The sequence below is a fragment of the Enterobacter sp. Sphag1F genome (assembly GCF_014193275.1).
Classification (GTDB): domain Bacteria; phylum Pseudomonadota; class Gammaproteobacteria; order Enterobacterales; family Enterobacteriaceae; genus Pantoea; species Pantoea symbiotica.
The window spans coordinates 236275-252694 of the sequence record NZ_JACHZD010000002.1; the positions used below are offsets into that span (position 1 = coordinate 236275).

The 16420-nt window shown below is 55.5% G+C and carries 14 protein-coding genes; 6 read left to right on the forward strand and 8 right to left on the reverse strand.

From position 1 onward, the window contains the following. The first annotated feature begins 103 nt into the window (after nucleotides 1–103). Together FHW71_RS06565 and FHW71_RS06570 are read left to right on the forward strand one after the other, a co-directional pair. The gene (locus tag FHW71_RS06565) at nucleotides 104–1495 is read left to right on the forward strand and encodes an L-cystine transporter (RefSeq protein WP_154152512.1); all 1392 of its coding nucleotides are present in this window, start codon (nucleotides 104–106) and stop codon (nucleotides 1493–1495) included. A gap of 198 nt (nucleotides 1496–1693) precedes the next feature. Continuing rightward, nucleotides 1694–2077 (forward strand): DUF6515 family protein, encoded by a 384-nt coding sequence (locus FHW71_RS06570; protein WP_008102911.1) that lies wholly within the window; start codon nucleotides 1694–1696, stop codon nucleotides 2075–2077. Nucleotides 2078–2132: 55 nt separating this feature from the next. Here the strand turns inward: FHW71_RS06570 and osmE are convergent, their stop codons facing one another. After that, entirely contained in the window at nucleotides 2133–2468 is a 336-nt protein-coding gene (gene osmE / locus FHW71_RS06575) for an osmotically-inducible lipoprotein OsmE (RefSeq protein WP_007892614.1), read from the reverse strand. 191 nt (nucleotides 2469–2659) lie between these two features. Between osmE and FHW71_RS06580 the strand changes: the two genes are divergently transcribed. From FHW71_RS06580 to cho, 3 genes are all read left to right on the forward strand, one after another. Then, nucleotides 2660–3850: a multidrug effflux MFS transporter gene (locus FHW71_RS06580; RefSeq protein WP_091003186.1), complete on the forward strand. Its 1191-nt coding sequence runs from the start codon at nucleotides 2660–2662 to the stop codon at nucleotides 3848–3850. 117 nt (nucleotides 3851–3967) lie between these two features. Continuing rightward, nucleotides 3968–4795: an ammonia-dependent NAD(+) synthetase gene (gene nadE / locus FHW71_RS06585; protein ID WP_061716715.1), complete on the forward strand. Its 828-nt coding sequence runs from the start codon at nucleotides 3968–3970 to the stop codon at nucleotides 4793–4795. Between the two features lie 155 nt (nucleotides 4796–4950). Continuing rightward, nucleotides 4951–5811 carry an excinuclease Cho gene (cho, locus tag FHW71_RS06590; RefSeq protein ID WP_179451161.1) on the forward strand — a complete coding sequence of 287 codons (861 nt, stop codon included), beginning with the start codon at nucleotides 4951–4953 and terminating at the stop codon, nucleotides 5809–5811. Nucleotides 5812–5889: 78 nt separating this feature from the next. Here cho and spy read toward each other — a convergent pair whose 3' ends face one another. From spy to FHW71_RS06620, 6 genes are all read right to left on the reverse strand, one after another. Continuing rightward, entirely contained in the window at nucleotides 5890–6387 is a 498-nt protein-coding gene (spy, locus tag FHW71_RS06595; protein WP_061716717.1) for an ATP-independent periplasmic protein-refolding chaperone Spy, read from the reverse strand. A gap of 385 nt (nucleotides 6388–6772) precedes the next feature. Beyond that, nucleotides 6773–7768, reverse strand: coding sequence for a succinylglutamate desuccinylase (gene astE, locus FHW71_RS06600; RefSeq protein ID WP_154152517.1), 996 nt, complete (start codon nucleotides 7766–7768; stop codon nucleotides 6773–6775). A 45-nt stretch (nucleotides 7769–7813) separates the two neighbouring features. Continuing rightward, the gene (gene astB / locus FHW71_RS06605; RefSeq protein WP_179451163.1) at nucleotides 7814–9142 is read right to left on the reverse strand and encodes an N-succinylarginine dihydrolase; all 1329 of its coding nucleotides are present in this window, start codon (nucleotides 9140–9142) and stop codon (nucleotides 7814–7816) included. After that, nucleotides 9142–10608, reverse strand: a complete 1467-nt coding sequence (astD, locus tag FHW71_RS06610) for a succinylglutamate-semialdehyde dehydrogenase (RefSeq protein WP_179451165.1) — start codon at nucleotides 10606–10608, stop codon at nucleotides 9142–9144. The genes astB and astD overlap by 1 nt, the downstream gene beginning before the upstream one ends. Further along, nucleotides 10605–11636, reverse strand: a complete 1032-nt coding sequence (gene astA, locus FHW71_RS06615; protein WP_179451167.1) for an arginine N-succinyltransferase — start codon at nucleotides 11634–11636, stop codon at nucleotides 10605–10607. Before astA ends, astD begins: the two co-directional genes overlap by 4 nt. Next, nucleotides 11633–12853: an aspartate aminotransferase family protein gene (locus FHW71_RS06620; RefSeq protein ID WP_154183270.1), complete on the reverse strand. Its 1221-nt coding sequence runs from the start codon at nucleotides 12851–12853 to the stop codon at nucleotides 11633–11635. Before FHW71_RS06620 ends, astA begins: the two co-directional genes overlap by 4 nt. Nucleotides 12854–13729: 876 nt before the next feature. Between FHW71_RS06620 and FHW71_RS06625 the strand changes: the two genes are divergently transcribed. Further along, entirely contained in the window at nucleotides 13730–14803 is a 1074-nt protein-coding gene (locus FHW71_RS06625) for a porin (protein ID WP_061716723.1), read from the forward strand. 90 nt (nucleotides 14804–14893) lie between these two features. Here the strand turns inward: FHW71_RS06625 and FHW71_RS06630 are convergent, their stop codons facing one another. Further along, a complete protein-coding gene (locus FHW71_RS06630) occupies nucleotides 14894–16330 on the reverse strand; it encodes a YchO/YchP family invasin (protein ID WP_179451169.1) in 1437 nt (478 codons plus the stop codon). Nucleotides 16331–16420: the final 90 nt, after the last annotated feature.

Genomic DNA, 16420 nt, shown 5'->3' on the forward strand with positions numbered 1-16420 from the left:
CCGCCCCACGCTGAACTGATAACATTCTAAATATTCCCTAACGGGGACTTACTGTTTTACGTGCCATCCCAGGGCGATGGCACGTCACACTCTGGAGTTGAGCATGGATTTTCCCCTCATTATTAATATCGTGGCGTTTGTCGCGCTGCTGATTCTGCTGAATCGCATTGGCAACCAAAGCTGGAGCCTGTCAAAGCGCGTGTTGACAGGTTTGGTTTTCGGTGTGGCCTTTGGTCTGGCGCTGCAAACCATCTATGGCGAGAACAGCCCAACCGTCAAAGCGTCGATTGGTTGGTTCAACATTGTCGGTAACGGCTACGTGCAACTGTTGCAGATGATCGTGATGCCGCTGGTGTTCGCCTCGATCCTGAGCGCGGTCGCACGTCTGCACAATGCCTCATCGCTGGGTAAAATCAGCGTGCTGACCATTGGCGTGCTGCTGTTTACCACCGCAATCTCCGCGCTGGTCGGCGTGCTGGTGACTGGGCTGTTTGGCCTGAGCGCGGAAGGTCTGGTGCAAGGTGCGCAGGAAACCGCGCGTCTGAGCGCAATTCAGAGCAACTACGTAGGCAAAGTGGCTGACCTCAGCACGCCGCAATTGCTGCTCTCCTTCATTCCGAAAAACCCGTTTGCCGATCTGGCGGGTGCCAATCCAACTTCCATCATCAGCGTAGTGATTTTCGCTGCCTTCCTCGGTGTAGCCGCGCTGCAACTGCTGAAAGATGACAAGGTAAAAGGCGAGCGCGTGCTGGTTGCAATCGACACCCTGCAATCCTGGGTGATGAAGCTGGTGCGTTTGATCATGAAGCTGACGCCGTACGGCGTACTGGCGCTGATGACCAAAGTGGTGGCCGGTTCCAACCTGCAAGACATCATCAAGCTGGGTGGCTTCGTGGTGGCTTCTTATCTCGGTCTGGCAATTATGTTTGCCGTGCACGCGCTGCTGCTGTCGGTTAACGGCATCAACCCAATGCGCTTCTTCCGTAAAGTGTGGCCGGTGATCACCTTTGCCTTCACCAGCCGCTCCAGCGCCGCCAGTATTCCACTGAACGTGGAAACCCAGACGCGTCGTCTGGGCGTGCCGGAATCGATCGCCAGCTTCTCGGCATCGTTCGGTGCCACCATCGGTCAGAACGGTTGCGCGGGTCTCTATCCCACCATGCTGGCGGTGATGGTTGCGCCAACCGTGGGCATCAACCCGTTTGACCCAATGTGGATTGCGACGCTGGTGGGTATCGTGACGCTGAGTTCTGCCGGTGTGGCCGGCGTCGGCGGCGGTGCAACCTTCGCTGCTCTGATTGTGCTGCCTGCGATGGGCCTGCCGGTGACGTTGGTGGCGCTGCTGATCTCCATCGAACCGCTGATCGATATGGGCCGTACCGCGCTCAACGTAAATGGTTCAATGACCGCCGGTTCACTCACCAGCCGCTGGCTTGGTTTGACCGACAAAAAAGTGCTGGAGAGCGACGAGCACGCCGAACTGGCACACCGCTAAATGTGATGAGTCCCAACAACGGCAGATCGTAAGGTCTGCCGTTTTTTTATGCCCTTTCCTCCCCAATTCCCCCCAATCATGGCGCTAGCGTCAGGAAAGCGTTAAGCATGGTAAACAGAGGAAAAATCAGCCGCTTTTCGCTTGAGTTTTCGCTCAGGAAGGCCAATTCTGCTGTCAGTCACAGCAGGAGAATCACCGATGAAAACAGTTATCGCCTCGGTGCTGGCGTTAACCTTATTAACACCAGCAATCAGTTTCGCCCATCCCGGCGGTTGGGGCCCTGGTCCAGGTCCGCATTGGGGTGGAGGTCCACATTGGGGCGGTCCCGGCCCGCTGCGCTTCTTACCCGAAGCGGCAACCGCAGTTTTGCTGGGCGGCCTGACCTATTACATGTTGAACGGCAACTACTATCAGCGCCAGGGCGACACCTATGTCGTGGTGCAGCCACCTGAAGCCCCGCCGGGCGGCGGAATGCGCGTGCTGGATTTCAACGGCAAGCGCTATTACGTTCAGGAAGGCCATTACTACCAGCGCGAGATCGGTGGTGATTATATCGAAGTGCCGCGCCCGTACGGTTTATAAGCGCCACAACGAAAAACGGCCCGTCAATGACGGGCCGTTTCTTATTCTGCTGCGATTACTGAGCCGCTTGCGGATCGGTATCGTAGTCTTTACAGCTCTGGAAACCGTAGTTCATGACGCGACCGGTATCGTTATAGCTAACGAAATAGGTCTGCGGTTTACCGTCGCGCTCGCCAATCACGTAAGTCTGGCAAGTACCGCGGGCGTGAACCATGGTGATTTCAGTGGAGGCTGGACCGGCAATCTGGCGAACCTGATCACGTGTCATGCCTTTCTTCACATCCTTCACCACCGGCTTGGTTACGTAGCTTTCAGCTTTGTCATAAGTCGTACAACCAGACAGGGCTGCCAGCGTCATAGCGGCAGCGATACATCCCATCACTTTATTCATGTTGTTGTTCCTCGTTTTTTGTCCATGTGGAATAAGCCTGGAACATAAATCCAGATTTATCAACTTTATGGGACAAATTCAGCCAAATTCCGAAGCGTTAGGATTTGCTAAAAATGCTGTGTTGATGCGCTACGGTTCGTATAATCACCCGCGAAAAAATACCTATAGCAATGAATAAAGACAGAGGATTAATGACACCTGCACCTTCTAATCGGCTGGTTTATGCCATCACGCTGGGCTTGCTCGCGGCGCTCGGGCCACTTTGTATCGATCTTTATCTGCCGGCGCTGCCGGAACTGGCGCGCGATCTGCACACCGAAACCGCCACGGCGCAGCTGAGCCTCACCGCCGGCTTGCTCGGTTTGGGTGCCGGTCAGTTGCTGTTTGGGCCAATGAGCGACAAGTTTGGTCGCCTGCGTCCGCTGCTGTTATCGCTGGTGCTGCTGTTTATTGCCTCGATTGGCTGTGCGCTGGCAAAAGATATCAACTCGCTGTTAGTGGCGCGTCTGTTTGAAGGCCTGGCGGGCGCAGGCGGCGCGGTGCTGTCACGTGCCATTGCCCGTGATATGTACAGCGGGCATGAACTGACGCGTTTCTTTGCCCTGCTGATGCTGGTCAACGGTTTAGCGCCAATTGGTGCGCCGGTGCTGGGCGGCGCCTTGATGACGGTGCTCAACTGGCGCGGCATTTTCGTGGTGCTCGGCTGCATCGCCATCGTGTTGATCTTTCTCGCCCGCTGGAAATTGCACGAAACTTTACCGCCAGAGCGCCGCAGCCAGGGCTCGATCTTTTCTACCTGGGCGGCGCTCGGCCAGGTCGTCACGCATCGTCAGTTTATGGGCTTCTGCCTGACGCAAGGTTTTATGATGTCCGGCATGTTTGCCTACATCGGCGCCTCGCCGTTTGTACTGCAACAGCTGTACGGCCTGACACCGCAAGCCTTCAGCTTCTGCTTCGCTGCTAACGGCCTCGGCCTGATTATTGCATCACAAACCAGTGCGCGCCTCTGTCCGCTGTGGGGTGAATACCGTGTACTTAAAGGCGGCCTGACGCTGGCGTTTGTCGCTTCGAGCTGTTTGCTGCTGGCGGGACTGACAGGCGCCGCGCTGCCGATTCTGCTGGTCGCGCTGTTCTTCACCATTGCCAGTAACGGCGTGATTGCTACCACCGCTTCTTCGCTGGCGATGCAAAGCCAGGGCCAGCGTGCGGGCAGCGCCTCGGCGGTGATTGGCGTGTGCATGTTCACCTTTGGTGCCATCAGCGTGCCGATCACCGGCCTGGGCGGCACCTCGGTGGCGAGCATGACCGGCACCATCTTTGGCTGCTTTATGCTGGCGATTGTGTCGTTCAATCTGCTGGTGCAGAAGGCAAAAAACGCCTGATTTGCCAGCAAATAACCTGAACAACAAGCCGTGCGGCTTGTTGTTTGTGGGGAGAGGCGTTAGCTTTAGCAGATGATTCGCATTGTGCCGTCAGGCTACTGACTTGAGGAGAGGTTCATGTCACTGCAACAGGAAATCATTGAAGCCCTTGGTGTAAAACCCGTTATCGACCCGCAGCAGGAGATCCGCGTCAGCGTTGATTTTCTGAAGTCTTACCTGAAAGCCCATCCCTTTTTGAAAACGCTGGTGCTCGGCATCAGCGGCGGCCAGGATTCGACGCTGACCGGCATCTTGTCGCAGACCGCGATTCGCGAACTGCGTGAAGAGACCGGCGATAACGATTACACCTTTATCGCCGTGCGTTTGCCGTATGGCGTGCAGGCCGATGAGCAGGATTGTCAGGATGCGCTGGCGTTTATCCAGCCGGACCGCACGCTGGTGGTAAACATCAAAGAAGCGATTCTGGCCAGCGAACGTGCGTTGAAAGACGCAGGTATCACGGTGTCGGATTTCGTGCGCGGCAATGAAAAAGCGCGCGAGCGCATGAAAGCGCAGTACAGCATCGCTGGCATGACCAAAGGCGTGGTGGTCGGTACTGACCATGCGGCAGAAGCGATCACCGGTTTCTTCACCAAGTACGGTGACGGCGGCAGCGACATCAACCCCATCTTCCGTCTGCACAAAGGCCAGGGCAAACAACTGCTGAAAACGCTGGGCTGCCCGGAGCATCTCTATCTCAAACATCCCACCGCCGATTTGGAAGATGATCGTCCCGGCTTGCAGGATGAAGTGGCGCTCGGCGTGACTTATCAGCAAATCGATGCTTATCTGGAAGGCAAAACCATCGATGCCGCTGCAGCGAAAACCATCGAAGGCTGGTATCTGAAAACCGAACACAAACGTCGCCCGCCGATCACCGTGTTCGACGATTTCTGGAAACCGTAATTTACTCGTAAGTTACGCAGGTGCACATGAATGCGCCCCCGCCAAATCACTGTAGGGTCGCCATTCATGTCGACCTAATTCAAATCAGAACCTAAAGTGGCGAGAAAAAGCACAGTTTGATATACTGGATAGACAACCAGTAATTGGAGTGTGCTTTGGTCAGACGTGCAGCCAGCCACCGCCTCGATTTCGATGCGGCAGCAATCTATCAATATCCCGAACATTTACGTCAGTGGCTGGAAGGTTTACCCAACCAGCCGGGCGTCTATACCTTTCACGGTGAAAGCGAAAACCTGCCGCTGTATATCGGCAAAAGCGTCAACCTGCGCAGTCGGGTGATGGCGCATTTCCGCACGCCGGATGAAGCCAAAATGCTGCGTCAGGCGCGACGCGTCACCTGGATCCCCACCGCTGGCGACGTCGGCGCACAGCTGCTGGAAGCGCAGATGATCAAAACGCAACAGCCGCTATTTAATAAGCGCCTGCGTAAGAATCGCCAGCTCTGTTCGCTGCAGCTGGGAGACGGTGCGCCACAGGTGGTATACGCAAAGGATCTCGACTTCTCGCGCTCGCCCAATCTTTATGGCCTGTTTCGCAGTCGCTTTGCCGCGCTGGAGAAGCTAAAAGCCATCGCCGATGAGCAGCGTTTGTGTCATGGCTTGCTGGGGCTGGAATCGTTGCGTCCGGGGCGCGGCTGTTTTCGTGCCGCCCTGAAACGCTGTGCCGGTGCTTGCTGTGGCAACGAATCGGTTGCTGAGCATCAGCAGCGCTTGCATGCGGCGTTAGAGCAAATGCGCATTCAGTGCTGGCCGTGGCAAGGCCCGGTTGGCATGGTGGAAACGGGCACGGACCTCACGCAAATCCATGTGATCGATCACTGGTTCTGGCTGGGATCGGTAAACAGTGAAGCCGAAGCACGCCAGCTGCAGCGCGCCTCGCACGGCTTCGATCATGACGGCTATAAAATCCTCTGTCGTCCGCTGCTTTCTGGGGTGTTCCCGTTGATCGAGTTGTAAAACAAAACCGCCGAGGTTGCCCAAAGCATCAGATGCGATGGACAACCCCGGCGGTCTCTATTCAGTTAGCGAAAGAACTTATTCAGCATCAGCCGGCGGTGGCGTCATTTTGCCATCGTGCGGGCCTTTCTCGGTTAAGCGCTTCTCAAAGTTGGCGTTGTACTGTTTCTTCTGCTCTGGTGTCAGCACGTTATAGATCTTGTTCTGGGTTTCCATCATCTGCAGCGCGCGGTCTTTCGCGTTCGCTGTCATCTTCTCAGCCTGCGCTTCGGCTTTCGCACGGTCGAAGGTATCGGAAGCGATGATGGCATGGTCAGCACGACGCTCTTCCAGCGACGGGCGTTTCATATCTTTGTGGCCATCACGCAGGATAGTTTTGATCTGCGCTTTCTGCGCATCGGTCAGGTTCAGACCTTTAAACATCATCTCCATACCGTGATGGCGCATCGGCGGCTTATGCATCGGTTTTTCGCTGCCTGCTGGCGGCGGTGTCAGGTTGTCTGCCGCTGCATGGACGATATTTGCAGCACCAAGAGCCATTGCGGTAGCCAGGAACACAGAAGTTAATTTACGCATAATATTGTCCTTACTTATCAGTTTAATGACGACAGCCTGTGTCGCGTCTTCGGAAACAAGCATACGACGCTGAACGTCAACTACTCAGAGGCTGAGTAAAGCCCTGAAAGCATAAAAGACAGAGATCAGGCAATCATGGAGAGAAAGAGAAGAAATGCGTGAGGAATTGCAAAAGTTTATGACAATCAAGGGAAAAACGCAGGAATTAAGGAGGAGTGTAACGGTATTGTCGGTTTTCAGGAAGGGAAATGTCGGCGGTTTTAACACCTCTGCACTTTGATACCCTCACCCTGGCCCTCTCCCACAGGGAGAGGGAAACGCTGCAACATGTTAGCTCGATCGATTCCCTCTCCCGCCTGCGGGAGAGGGTTAGGGTGAGGGAAAATTACAACGCCAGCGCCTGCGTCTGTTCATTCTCCTCCACCAGCATTAGCCCGGCGCGCAATCCCGGCGCGACATTCGGATTCGGGAACAGCACATACTCACGTGCCTGCTGCACGTAGTAGCGCCGATCGCCCTCTTCCGCCAGCAGCGTGCCCTGCGGGAAAGCGGTGAAGTTCAGCGTCTCTGGCCCCATGTGCAACACAAACTTATCACCGTGGCGGGTCAGCTGCTGCGCCACACGATAATGGCGCGGCTGCTCGCGCACCTCCGGCAAGGTCTCGCCATACAGCAACGCCGCCAGCGCCCGTTGCACGCCGCTAAACTGACTCAAATCGTTCTCACCAAACGGCAAAGCCTTGCCGAGCTCCAGCGTGCAGCTCGCCGCATTATGGTGCTCACAGCTGTAATGGGTGAAAGTGCCGCCCGGTGAACGATGGAACACCAGCGCCTCCATTTCTGCCGCCGCCAGCCAGTGCATAAACTGTTCGGGCCACGGATTGGGATTCAGCGGCATCACGCCAAAACGCGCATGATACGAGCCGCGAATTGCGGTATGCAGATCGAGATGCCAGCGCACTTCGTGATCGAGACAGGCGCGCCAGAAACTCTCCAACTCCTGCTCCAGCTGCAGCACACGCTGCGCTTCCGGTACATCGGCCACCTGCTGCCAGCGGCCACCAAACAGGCGGTTGATATCGTATTGCTGGTAACGCTTGCCGCTGCGCAACGCAGCGGGATTACCCAAAATCACCAGCAAACGCACCGCCAGCGGTTTCTCGCCTTTCAATAATGGCGTCAGCAACAGATTGAGAATCTCAACCGGCGCGGTTTCGTTGCCGTGAATGCCCGCAGAGAGCACCAGCGCCTGCTGCGTGGGCGTGTGCGGCGTGAGGGACAGAAGTCCCTCGTTATGCCATTGCCAACTCAGATGATCGTTGCTGCCCTCTCTTTGCTGTGGCGGCTCACCAGACAAGGTCTGCTGTAAAAAATCCTGCATGTTCACTCCTTTTTAACGACGTGGGGCGAACCTCTCACCCCGGCGTTAACGCTGAAACGCGTAGACACTGCCTAAGTCTAGCAGCTTCGTCAGCTCATCCAGCGCGGTGCGCCCTTCACGCAGCAGTTGCGGGTCGGCTAAATCGGCCTGGGTTAGGCGATCGCGGTAGTGGCGATCCACCCAATCGTTGAGCGTGGCAAACAGGCGATCGTTCATTAGCACCGCCGGATTCAGCGCCTGACGCTCGGTTTCGGTTAGCACCACGCGCAGACGCAAACAGGCCGGGCCGCCGCCGTTAAACATACTTTCACGCAGATCGAACACTTTTAGTTCACGAATCGGCCCGCCGCTCTCCACCAGCTCGGTGAGATAACGCCACACGCCCGCATGCTGGCGCGACTCTTCGGGCAGCACCAGCAACATGTCACCATCGGCACGCTGCAATAACTGGCTGTTAAACAAATAGGTATTGACCGCATCGGTCACCGACACTTTATCGCGCGGTACTTCAATTGGCTGGAAACCGTTAACGCGTGCGGCGAGGTCTTTCAGCAACTGCGGCTGATTGACAAAGGCATCCTGATGGCAGAACAGCACCTGCTGGTTGCTCACCGCAATCACATCGTTATGAAACACGCCCTGATCGATCACCGCCGGATTTTGCTGCGCAAACAGTGTGCGCTGCGCATCGAGCTGATGCAAACGCGCCACCGCTTCGCTGGCTTCCCGCGTTTGGCGCGCCGGATAACGTGCCGGTGTTGCGCCCTGCTGCTGACCATCTCGGCCATAAATAAACAGCTGCACGCCCGCATCGCCGTAATCACTGCCGAAGCGATTGTGATTGGCCGCGCCTTCATCACCGAATTGCGCCACTTGCGGCAGCGCATCGTGCACGCTGAAGTGCTGCGGGTTACGGAAAATGGCGCGCAGCAGATCGGCAGTTTCCGGCGCCTCAATGGCGCGATGGAATTTGTTATTCAGATTGGCAACGGTGAAATGCACGCGACCATCGGCGCTATCCGCCGACGGCGACACCGTGGCGGCATTGGCCACCCACATTGCTGAGGCGGAGCTGGCCGCCGAGAGCAGCTGCGGCGCGTGCTTCGCCGCCTGCGCCAGCACCTGCTCATCACTGCCGCTAAAACCAAGTTGACGCAGCAGCGGCAGATTAGGACGCTCGTGCGGTGGGATCACGCCCTGCACGTAGCCCATATCCGCCAGCGCTTTCATCTTCAGCAAGCCCTGCTTCGCCGCCAGACGCGGGTTAGAGGGTTGCAACTGATTGCGCGTCGAGGCTTCATTACCAAAAGACAATCCCGCGTAGTGATGTGTCAGGCCGACCAGCCCATCAAAGTTAGCTTCAAACGCTTTCATTATTTCGCTCCCTGCGCGGAGAAATCGAGGCCCGGCGATAAGCTGCCCGGCAGCGCCAGGCTTGGGCTCTCTAGCGACGCCATTGGCCACGCGCAGTAATCAGCGGCGTACCATGCGCTGGCACGATGATTCCCCGAAGCGCCAATGCCACCAAAAGGTGCGGTGCTGGCCGCGCCGGTCAGCGGTTTGTTCCAGTTAACGATACCGGCGCGCGCCTCCAGCAACAGCTGATCAAACTGCGCGCGCTGCGGCGAAATCAGGCCGCATGACAAGCCATAACGGGTGTTATTGGCGATGGCAATCGCCTGCTCGAAGCTGTCGTAGCGAATCACCTGCAGCAGCGGACCAAAGACTTCTTCATCCGCTAACTCTTTCACTTCGGTCACATCAATGATGCCCGGCGTGATGATGGCGCTGTCGCGATCCGACCAGTGCATGCCGAGCAACACTTTCCCGCCCTTTTCTACCTGCTGCTGCCAGGCGGCAAAAATATGTCCGGCGGCGGCAGGGGAAATCACGCTGCCCATAAACGGCTGCGGTTCGGCATTCCACGCGCCAGGCTGCAAACGCGCGCTGACTTCAACCAATCGCTGCAGGAAGGCATCGCCCGCCGCGCCGCGCTTCACCAGCAAACGACGTGCACAGGTGCAGCGCTGTCCGGCGGTAATAAAGGCCGACTGAATAGCGATATGTACCGCACCATCGAGATCGGAAGGATCTTCGACAATCAGCGCATTGTTGCCGCCCATCTCCAGCGCCAGCATTTTTTCCGGCTGCCCGGCGAACTGACGATGCAGGTGATAGCCGGTGGCGGCGCTGCCGGTAAACAGCAGGCCATCAATTTGAGCCGCATTCGCCAGCGCCTGACCGGTTTCACGACCGCCCTGTAGCAGCGCCATCACGCCCGCCGGTAAACCGGCTTGTTCCCACAGTTGCACGGTTTTTTCTGCCGTCAGCGGCGTCAGCTCGCTTGGCTTAAACACCACGCAGTTCCCCGCCAGCAGAGCCGGCACGATATGGCCGTTCGGCAGATGGCCAGGAAAATTATACGGACCAAACACCGCCAGCACGCCGTGCGGACGATGGCGCAGCGAGCTCTCGCCGTCGGCCTGTTCGCCGGTGCGGCTGTGATAGGCCTTAATCGAAATGGCGATTTTGTTGATCATCGCCTGCACTTCGGTCAGCGTTTCCCAGCGCGGCTTGCCGGTTTCCTGGGCGATGGTTTCCGCCAGCGCGGTTTTATGGCTTTCGAGCAGACGGGCAAAACCTTCCACCAGCGCCTGACGTTCCACAAACGGTTTTTTCGCCCACTGCGGGAACGCCGCGCGTGCCGCTTCACAGGCCGTAGCCACTTGTGCTGCCGATGCCGCTTTGCCCTGCCACAGCGTTTCGCCGGTTACCGGATTGTGTTTGCTCAGGGCATCAGCGCCGCCGGTCAACCATTGACCTTGAATAAAATGCGTCATGCTTTTTTCTCCTCGCGACACAGCGTGACCACACGCAGTTGATCGCCAATGTTGCAGTGCAGCGCCGCGCGCTGGCTTTCAGTCAGTTTTACCGTACCGGATGCCATATCCACCGGCAGCAGCGCCACGCGGAAATGCTGGTAATCGGCGTTCGCCACCAGACACAGCGGCCAGCTCTCATCGGCGGCACCGCTCTCAGCGGTTAACTGGCGACTCTTGCGAATGGCGCGGATGCGATCGATTTCGCACTCCAGCGTCGGGCCGCCGTCGAAGATGTCGACATAGTTGAGATAGCGGAAGCCTTCCGCCTCCAGCACCGCACGCGCCGGTGCGGTTTTCGGATGGACTTCGCCAATCACTTTTTGCGCCGCTTCAGACAGGTAATGAATGTAGAGCGGATGTTTGGGCATCAGCTCGGCGATAAAGGCTTTCTGGCCGGTGCCGCTGAGGAAATCGGCTTTGCTGAACTCCATCGAGAAGAAGCGGCTGCCGACGCTGTCCCAGAAGGGCGAGTGACCATTGTCATCACTGACGCCGCGCATCTCCGCCACCACGTGCTTCATAAAGCGGTCGCGGAAGTTGGCCATAAACAGAAAACGCGATTTCGACAGCAGATGGCCGTTTTTGCCATCGCGGTAATCGGGATCGAGGAACAGCGTACACAGCTCGCTGCTGCCGGTGTGATCGTTGCTCAGCGACAGCGTCGGCAAGCTGGCATAGACATTGAGCTCTTTCGAGGCGTGCACCTGCGTGCCGACGCGGAAGTTGTACCAGGGATCCTGCAAACCTACCGCCGCTTCGATGGCGCAAATGCCGACGGCGCGATTGTCTGCGCTGTCGGCCAGCACAAACACATAGCCTTGTTCGGCAGGCGGCAGCGCACCTTGCCAGGTGAGCAGCGAACGCTCAATACGGGCTTTGAGCGTATCGCTATCCGCAGGCAGCGAGGTTAAGCCGCCCCCGGTTTTGCCCGCCAGCGACAACAACTGCGAAAGATCGTCACGTTCGACGGGGCGAATCACCATCATGATGTGGCTCCTTTGAGCACGCGTTCACAGGCACGTTCGAAGCGCGCCAGGCCTTCTTTTACTTCACGCTCGCTGATGTTCAGCGCTGGCGCGAAACGTACTACGTTAGCGCCGGCAATCAGCACCATCACGCCCTCTTCGGCCGCAGTGAGGTTGAACTGTTTGGCTTTACCGGCGAAATCGTCGTTTAACACCGCGCCAATCAGCAGTCCCAGTCCGCGCACTTCTTTAAACACCGGCAGACGCTGGTTCAGTTCCTGCAGCGCAGTAACAAACCATTGATGACGCTCGGTTACGCCGGCCATAAAGGCTGGCTGGTTAATCAACTCCATCACTTTGCCCGCGACGGCGCCCGCCAGCGGGTTGCCGCCGTACGTGGTGCCGTGCGTGCCCACGCCCATCACCTGCGCTAAATCTTCACGCGTCAGCATGGCGCCAATCGGGAAGCCGCCACCCAGCGCTTTGGCGGTGGTTAACACATCCGGCGTCACGCCATAATGCATGTAGGCGTACAGCGAACCAGTACGCCCCACGCCGCTCTGCACTTCATCAAAAATCAGCACCGCATGATGCTTATCGCAGAGTTCGCGCAATCCGCGCAGGAAAGACGGATCGGCTGGCAGTACGCCGCCTTCACCCTGAATCGGCTCGACGATCACCGCGCAGGTTTGGTCATTGATCAGCGCGGCTGCCGAGGCCAGATCGTTGAAATTAGCGTGCTCAACTGCTGGCGGCAGCGGCGCAAAATCACGGGAATAAGCCGGTTGTCCGCCCGCTGTCACGGTAAACAGCGTGCGACCGTGGAAGGCGTTATTAAAGGCAACTATGCCATTTTTCTCAGCGCCGAAACGGTCGTGCGCGGTTTTACGCGCCAGCTTCAGCGCGGCTTCATTCGCTTCGGCGCCGGAGTTACAGAAGAACACGCGGTCGGCAAAGGTGGCATCAATCAATTGTTTGGCGAGACGCAGGATCGGTTCATTGGTGTAGCCGTTACCGGTATGCCACAGTTTGCTCGCCTGTTCGGTCAACGCCTGCTGCAACGCGGGATGCGCATGACCCAGGGCGTTAACGGCAATGCCACCGGCGAAATCGATATACTCTTTACCTTGCTGATCCCACAGCGTAGAACCTTCAGCACGAACCGGAACAAAAGCCGCGGGTGCATAAACTGGCATCATCCATTGATCAAAATTTTGACGCGAAACCTGCTGTGACATAGCCCTTTCTCCTGCTCCACACCCGGTGAAGCCTTTGTTTTGAAATTGTTAAAAATGTTAAGTGGCAGCTCTACTGTATCTTGCAGATAGCGTGCCAGCCAGCCGCAAAAATGCATAAACGTCTTGCCACTACGAAATATCAATAACTTAACCAGTGCGACTATTCACATTAATTGCATAAAAAGTGAATATCAGTCTGATGCAGGCTGAATAGCAGCAATTTATTTAGCGGATTTATGCATCGGCAAAATGAAATATTGCTTTTGTGATCGGGCAGGAAATATTTCGCCAAATTAATGCGATAAACGCACTTTTTTGGGGCGAGATGTGCCTGATTGGTGCAGGAAAGTGTTAGCGCGGTGCAGATTTAGCATGGAGTGGATTAATCGGTTTTTAACATTTACATGTTCAAATTGAATGTTATTTCGCCAGTTCGTTATTAAACGAAACCTAAATAACATTTTGTGACCAAGGTTATTATCAGAACAGAAATAAACAGACACAAAGCCATGAACCAGATAATTACCATGCTAACGATTAGCTGGATTCAGATATTTGCTATTGAACAATTATGCATAGGCTTGTGCTATTTCACGAACAAGCTAGTTACTTTATTTACGCATCTTTAATTTTTAAATTATAGTATAAAATCATTAAGATAACTATTTAAACATTCATATCCCTTGTTGTTTTAGGGATAAGTTTAACCAATACAAAATTCCATATAATGGAATTTAAGATTAAAAATCACACAAAAAGTTAACGAGAAATATTTAGTTACATATATTGCACTGTCGATCTTGAACCTTTTGTGTCATTTTCTTTTCACCCCGAATAAGGGGACAAAATTAAAAAATATCACAGGGTAAAAATTAAATGATGAAGCGCTCCTTACTGGCAGCAGTGATGCCTTTACTGCTGGGACTTTCTTCGGCTCAGGCCGCCGAAATCTATAACAAAGATGGCAACAAGCTGGACCTGACTGGCAAAATTAACGTCTCGCATCTGTTCTCCGATAACGATGCAGCAAATGGCGACACCTCGTCTTATACCCGTCTGGGTTTTAAAGGCGAAACCAAGATCAACGACCAACTGACCGGTTACGGCCAGTGGCAGTATCAGTACAGCCTCACCAACTCTGAAGGCAGCGATGCCAACGTCGGCAACAAAACCCGTCTGGGCTTTGCCGGTCTGAAGTTCGGTCAGTTTGGCTCTATCGATTACGGTCGTAACTACGGCCTGATTTATGACGTGCTGGGCGTTACCGATATGCTGCCATTCTTCGGCGGTGATTCCGGTTATACCGATGCGTTCCTGTCTGGCCGCTCTGGTGGCGTGCTGACCTGGCGCAACAAAGATTTCTTCGGTCTGGTAAAAGGCTGGAACGTTGCGGCTCAGTACGAAGGTAAAAACGATCGTACCGATGCAAGCGTTGCAGTACGCCGTTCGAATGGTGATGGCTATGCGCTTTCAACCTCATATGACTTCGATTTCGGTCTGAGCCTGCTGGCGGCCTACGCCAGCCTGGATCGTACCAATACCCAGAACCTGGCAGCGCGTGGTGACGGTGACAAAGCGCAGCACTGGACCGCAGGTCTGAAATACGACGCAAACCAAATTTACCTGGCAACCATCTACGGCGAAACGCTGAACGCGACGCCAATCACGGGTGGTTTTGCTAACAAAGCGGTTAACTTTGAAGCGGTTGCACAGTACCAGTTCCTGAACGGTCTGCGTCCTTCAATCGGCTACGTATCCTCTAAAGCTAAAGACGTTGAAGGTATTGGCGACGCTGACATCTTCAAATACGTTGGTGTTGGCGGGACTTACTACTTCAACAAAAACATGTCTGTGTATGCTGAATACAAGATTAACCTGTTGAAAGATAACAATGCGCTGAACATCCCAACTGACGATGTCACCGCAGTAGGTCTGGTTTACCAATTCTAAGTTGCTTTACCCTCATTGCTATTCGGCTAGTGTCGGCTGAATATGCGCAAAGGGCAGCGAAAGCTGCCCTTTTTTATTGGCGTGATGCGATTACGGCGCCATCAAATCAAAACGATTATCATCACCCTGATCCAATGAGAACGGCGGTTGCAATTGCAGGACGATTTCGTTCGAAGTGACGCGATTCTGTTTGCTGTCTTCTAACACCACCGACAAGCGATAACTGTTATGCGCGCCCGGCGAGCTATCCCAGGCTGGCATGATCACGCTCCAGCCCTGCGGATCGTTGGGATTGGCACCCGGTGTCAGGCTCAGCGCCTGCGTATCGCCCTGCCACATCACTTTAGTGATTGGGTTGGTGCTGCGGATCTGCAGTTTCAGCGGCAAACTTTCTCCGCCATTCAGCTGCCACGGTGGCGTGGCGAGAAACACCGACAGCGTTTTACGCTGGCGATATTCCAGCACCGGCGTATAGCTACGCGTCACGTTATCATAGCGACTACCGCGCAGTGAGTGCGCCGCCGCCACGTTATCCGGACTCAGCTGCTGGCTGAGCGCCACGCCAAAGCGATAGTTGAGGCGCAAGCCGAGTTGATCCTGGCTCTCACCGCTGTCGCTGGTTTTGTGGCTGGCGGATAAGGTCACCAGCGGCACTGGCGTGTAAGTGACGCCAAAGGTCAACGCCGACGGATTGTGGTAGCGATTGCCGGAGCTAAACAGATCGACGTTATCGCCAAGATATTGCTGCCAGCTCACCGATGCACCGAGCTGGCGATACTGCGGCAAATAGCCCTGGGTGGTGAAATCGTAGCCGCGCGCCATACGCTGCTGCTGGAAAGGATTGCGATCCTGCCAGCCCGATAGCGGCGTGTAGTAGTTGGCGGAGAAGCGCAGATAATCGCCCCACGCTTCGGTACCCAGCGAGGCGCGCTGCAGGCCGCTGCTGAACATGCGGTCCACAAAGCCGTTATAGCCCAACTGCCATTTGCCCGCCATCCAGCGCTGGCCGAGACCCACATTGCCCACCAGCCCATCATCGGTTTGATGGAAACCCACCTGACTGAAGGTCAAATAGCGATAGTTATCTGCCCACGGCGTCAGCAGCGAAGCACCGCTGCCGTTAAAGTTGCCATCGATGTCCACGTTGAAGTCGATCTGCGCGTTGCCATACGGCGACAGCAATGATTGACCTTCATTGACCAGACGATTTCCCACTTCATCGCGGAAATGATTAAAAGCCCAAAGTCCGGCCTGCTGGCTTAACGAATTTTCATCCGTGCTGTTCTGGCTGGCTTCGCCAATGCTTTTGGCAATGGTCGCCAGCTTTTTGTTGAACGCTTCGGTTTCGTCCTGATAGCCCAACGCAGGTAACTGATCGGCCATTTTCTGAAAACGTGTGGGATCGCTAAACGGCGCATCGGCGAGTTTAGTGTCAGAAATCAACGCCAGCGCAGGTGCGGATGCAGCAAGTAATGAAAAACCAGAGAGATATCGCACGCTTTTGAGTGATAACAAAGTAGATAACATAGCTAAAAATAGGGTTCGACCCAGTTCAGAATTTGAGGTGGCTCACAAAAGTGCATAAGTCTACCCTAGCATATTCTGATGCAAGTGCCG

Bases quoted from the DNA above. Each gene is read 5' to 3' on its own strand.
- FHW71_RS06625 (WP_061716723.1), top strand. From the start codon at position 13,730: ATGATGAAGCGCTCCTTACTGGCAGCAGTGATGCCTTTACTGCTGGGA.
- astE (WP_154152517.1), bottom strand. From the start codon at position 7,768: ATGCAGGATTTTTTACAGCAGACCTTGTCTGGTGAGCCGCCACAGCAA.
- astB (WP_179451163.1), bottom strand. From the start codon at position 9,142: ATGAAAGCGTTTGAAGCTAACTTTGATGGGCTGGTCGGCCTGACACAT.
- astA (WP_179451167.1), bottom strand. From the start codon at position 11,636: ATGATGGTGATTCGCCCCGTCGAACGTGACGATCTTTCGCAGTTGTTG.
- osmE (WP_007892614.1), bottom strand. From the start codon at position 2,468: ATGAATAAAGTGATGGGATGTATCGCTGCCGCTATGACGCTGGCAGCC.
- spy (WP_061716717.1), bottom strand. From the start codon at position 6,387: ATGCGTAAATTAACTTCTGTGTTCCTGGCTACCGCAATGGCTCTTGGT.
- nadE (WP_061716715.1), top strand. From the start codon at position 3,968: ATGTCACTGCAACAGGAAATCATTGAAGCCCTTGGTGTAAAACCCGTT.
- FHW71_RS06630 (WP_179451169.1), bottom strand. From the start codon at position 16,330: ATGTTATCTACTTTGTTATCACTCAAAAGCGTGCGATATCTCTCTGGT.
- FHW71_RS06620 (WP_154183270.1), bottom strand. From the start codon at position 12,853: ATGTCACAGCAGGTTTCGCGTCAAAATTTTGATCAATGGATGATGCCA.
- astD (WP_179451165.1), bottom strand. From the start codon at position 10,608: ATGACGCATTTTATTCAAGGTCAATGGTTGACCGGCGGCGCTGATGCC.
- FHW71_RS06570 (WP_008102911.1), top strand. From the start codon at position 1,694: ATGAAAACAGTTATCGCCTCGGTGCTGGCGTTAACCTTATTAACACCA.
- FHW71_RS06580 (WP_091003186.1), top strand. From the start codon at position 2,660: ATGACACCTGCACCTTCTAATCGGCTGGTTTATGCCATCACGCTGGGC.
- FHW71_RS06565 (WP_154152512.1), top strand. From the start codon at position 104: ATGGATTTTCCCCTCATTATTAATATCGTGGCGTTTGTCGCGCTGCTG.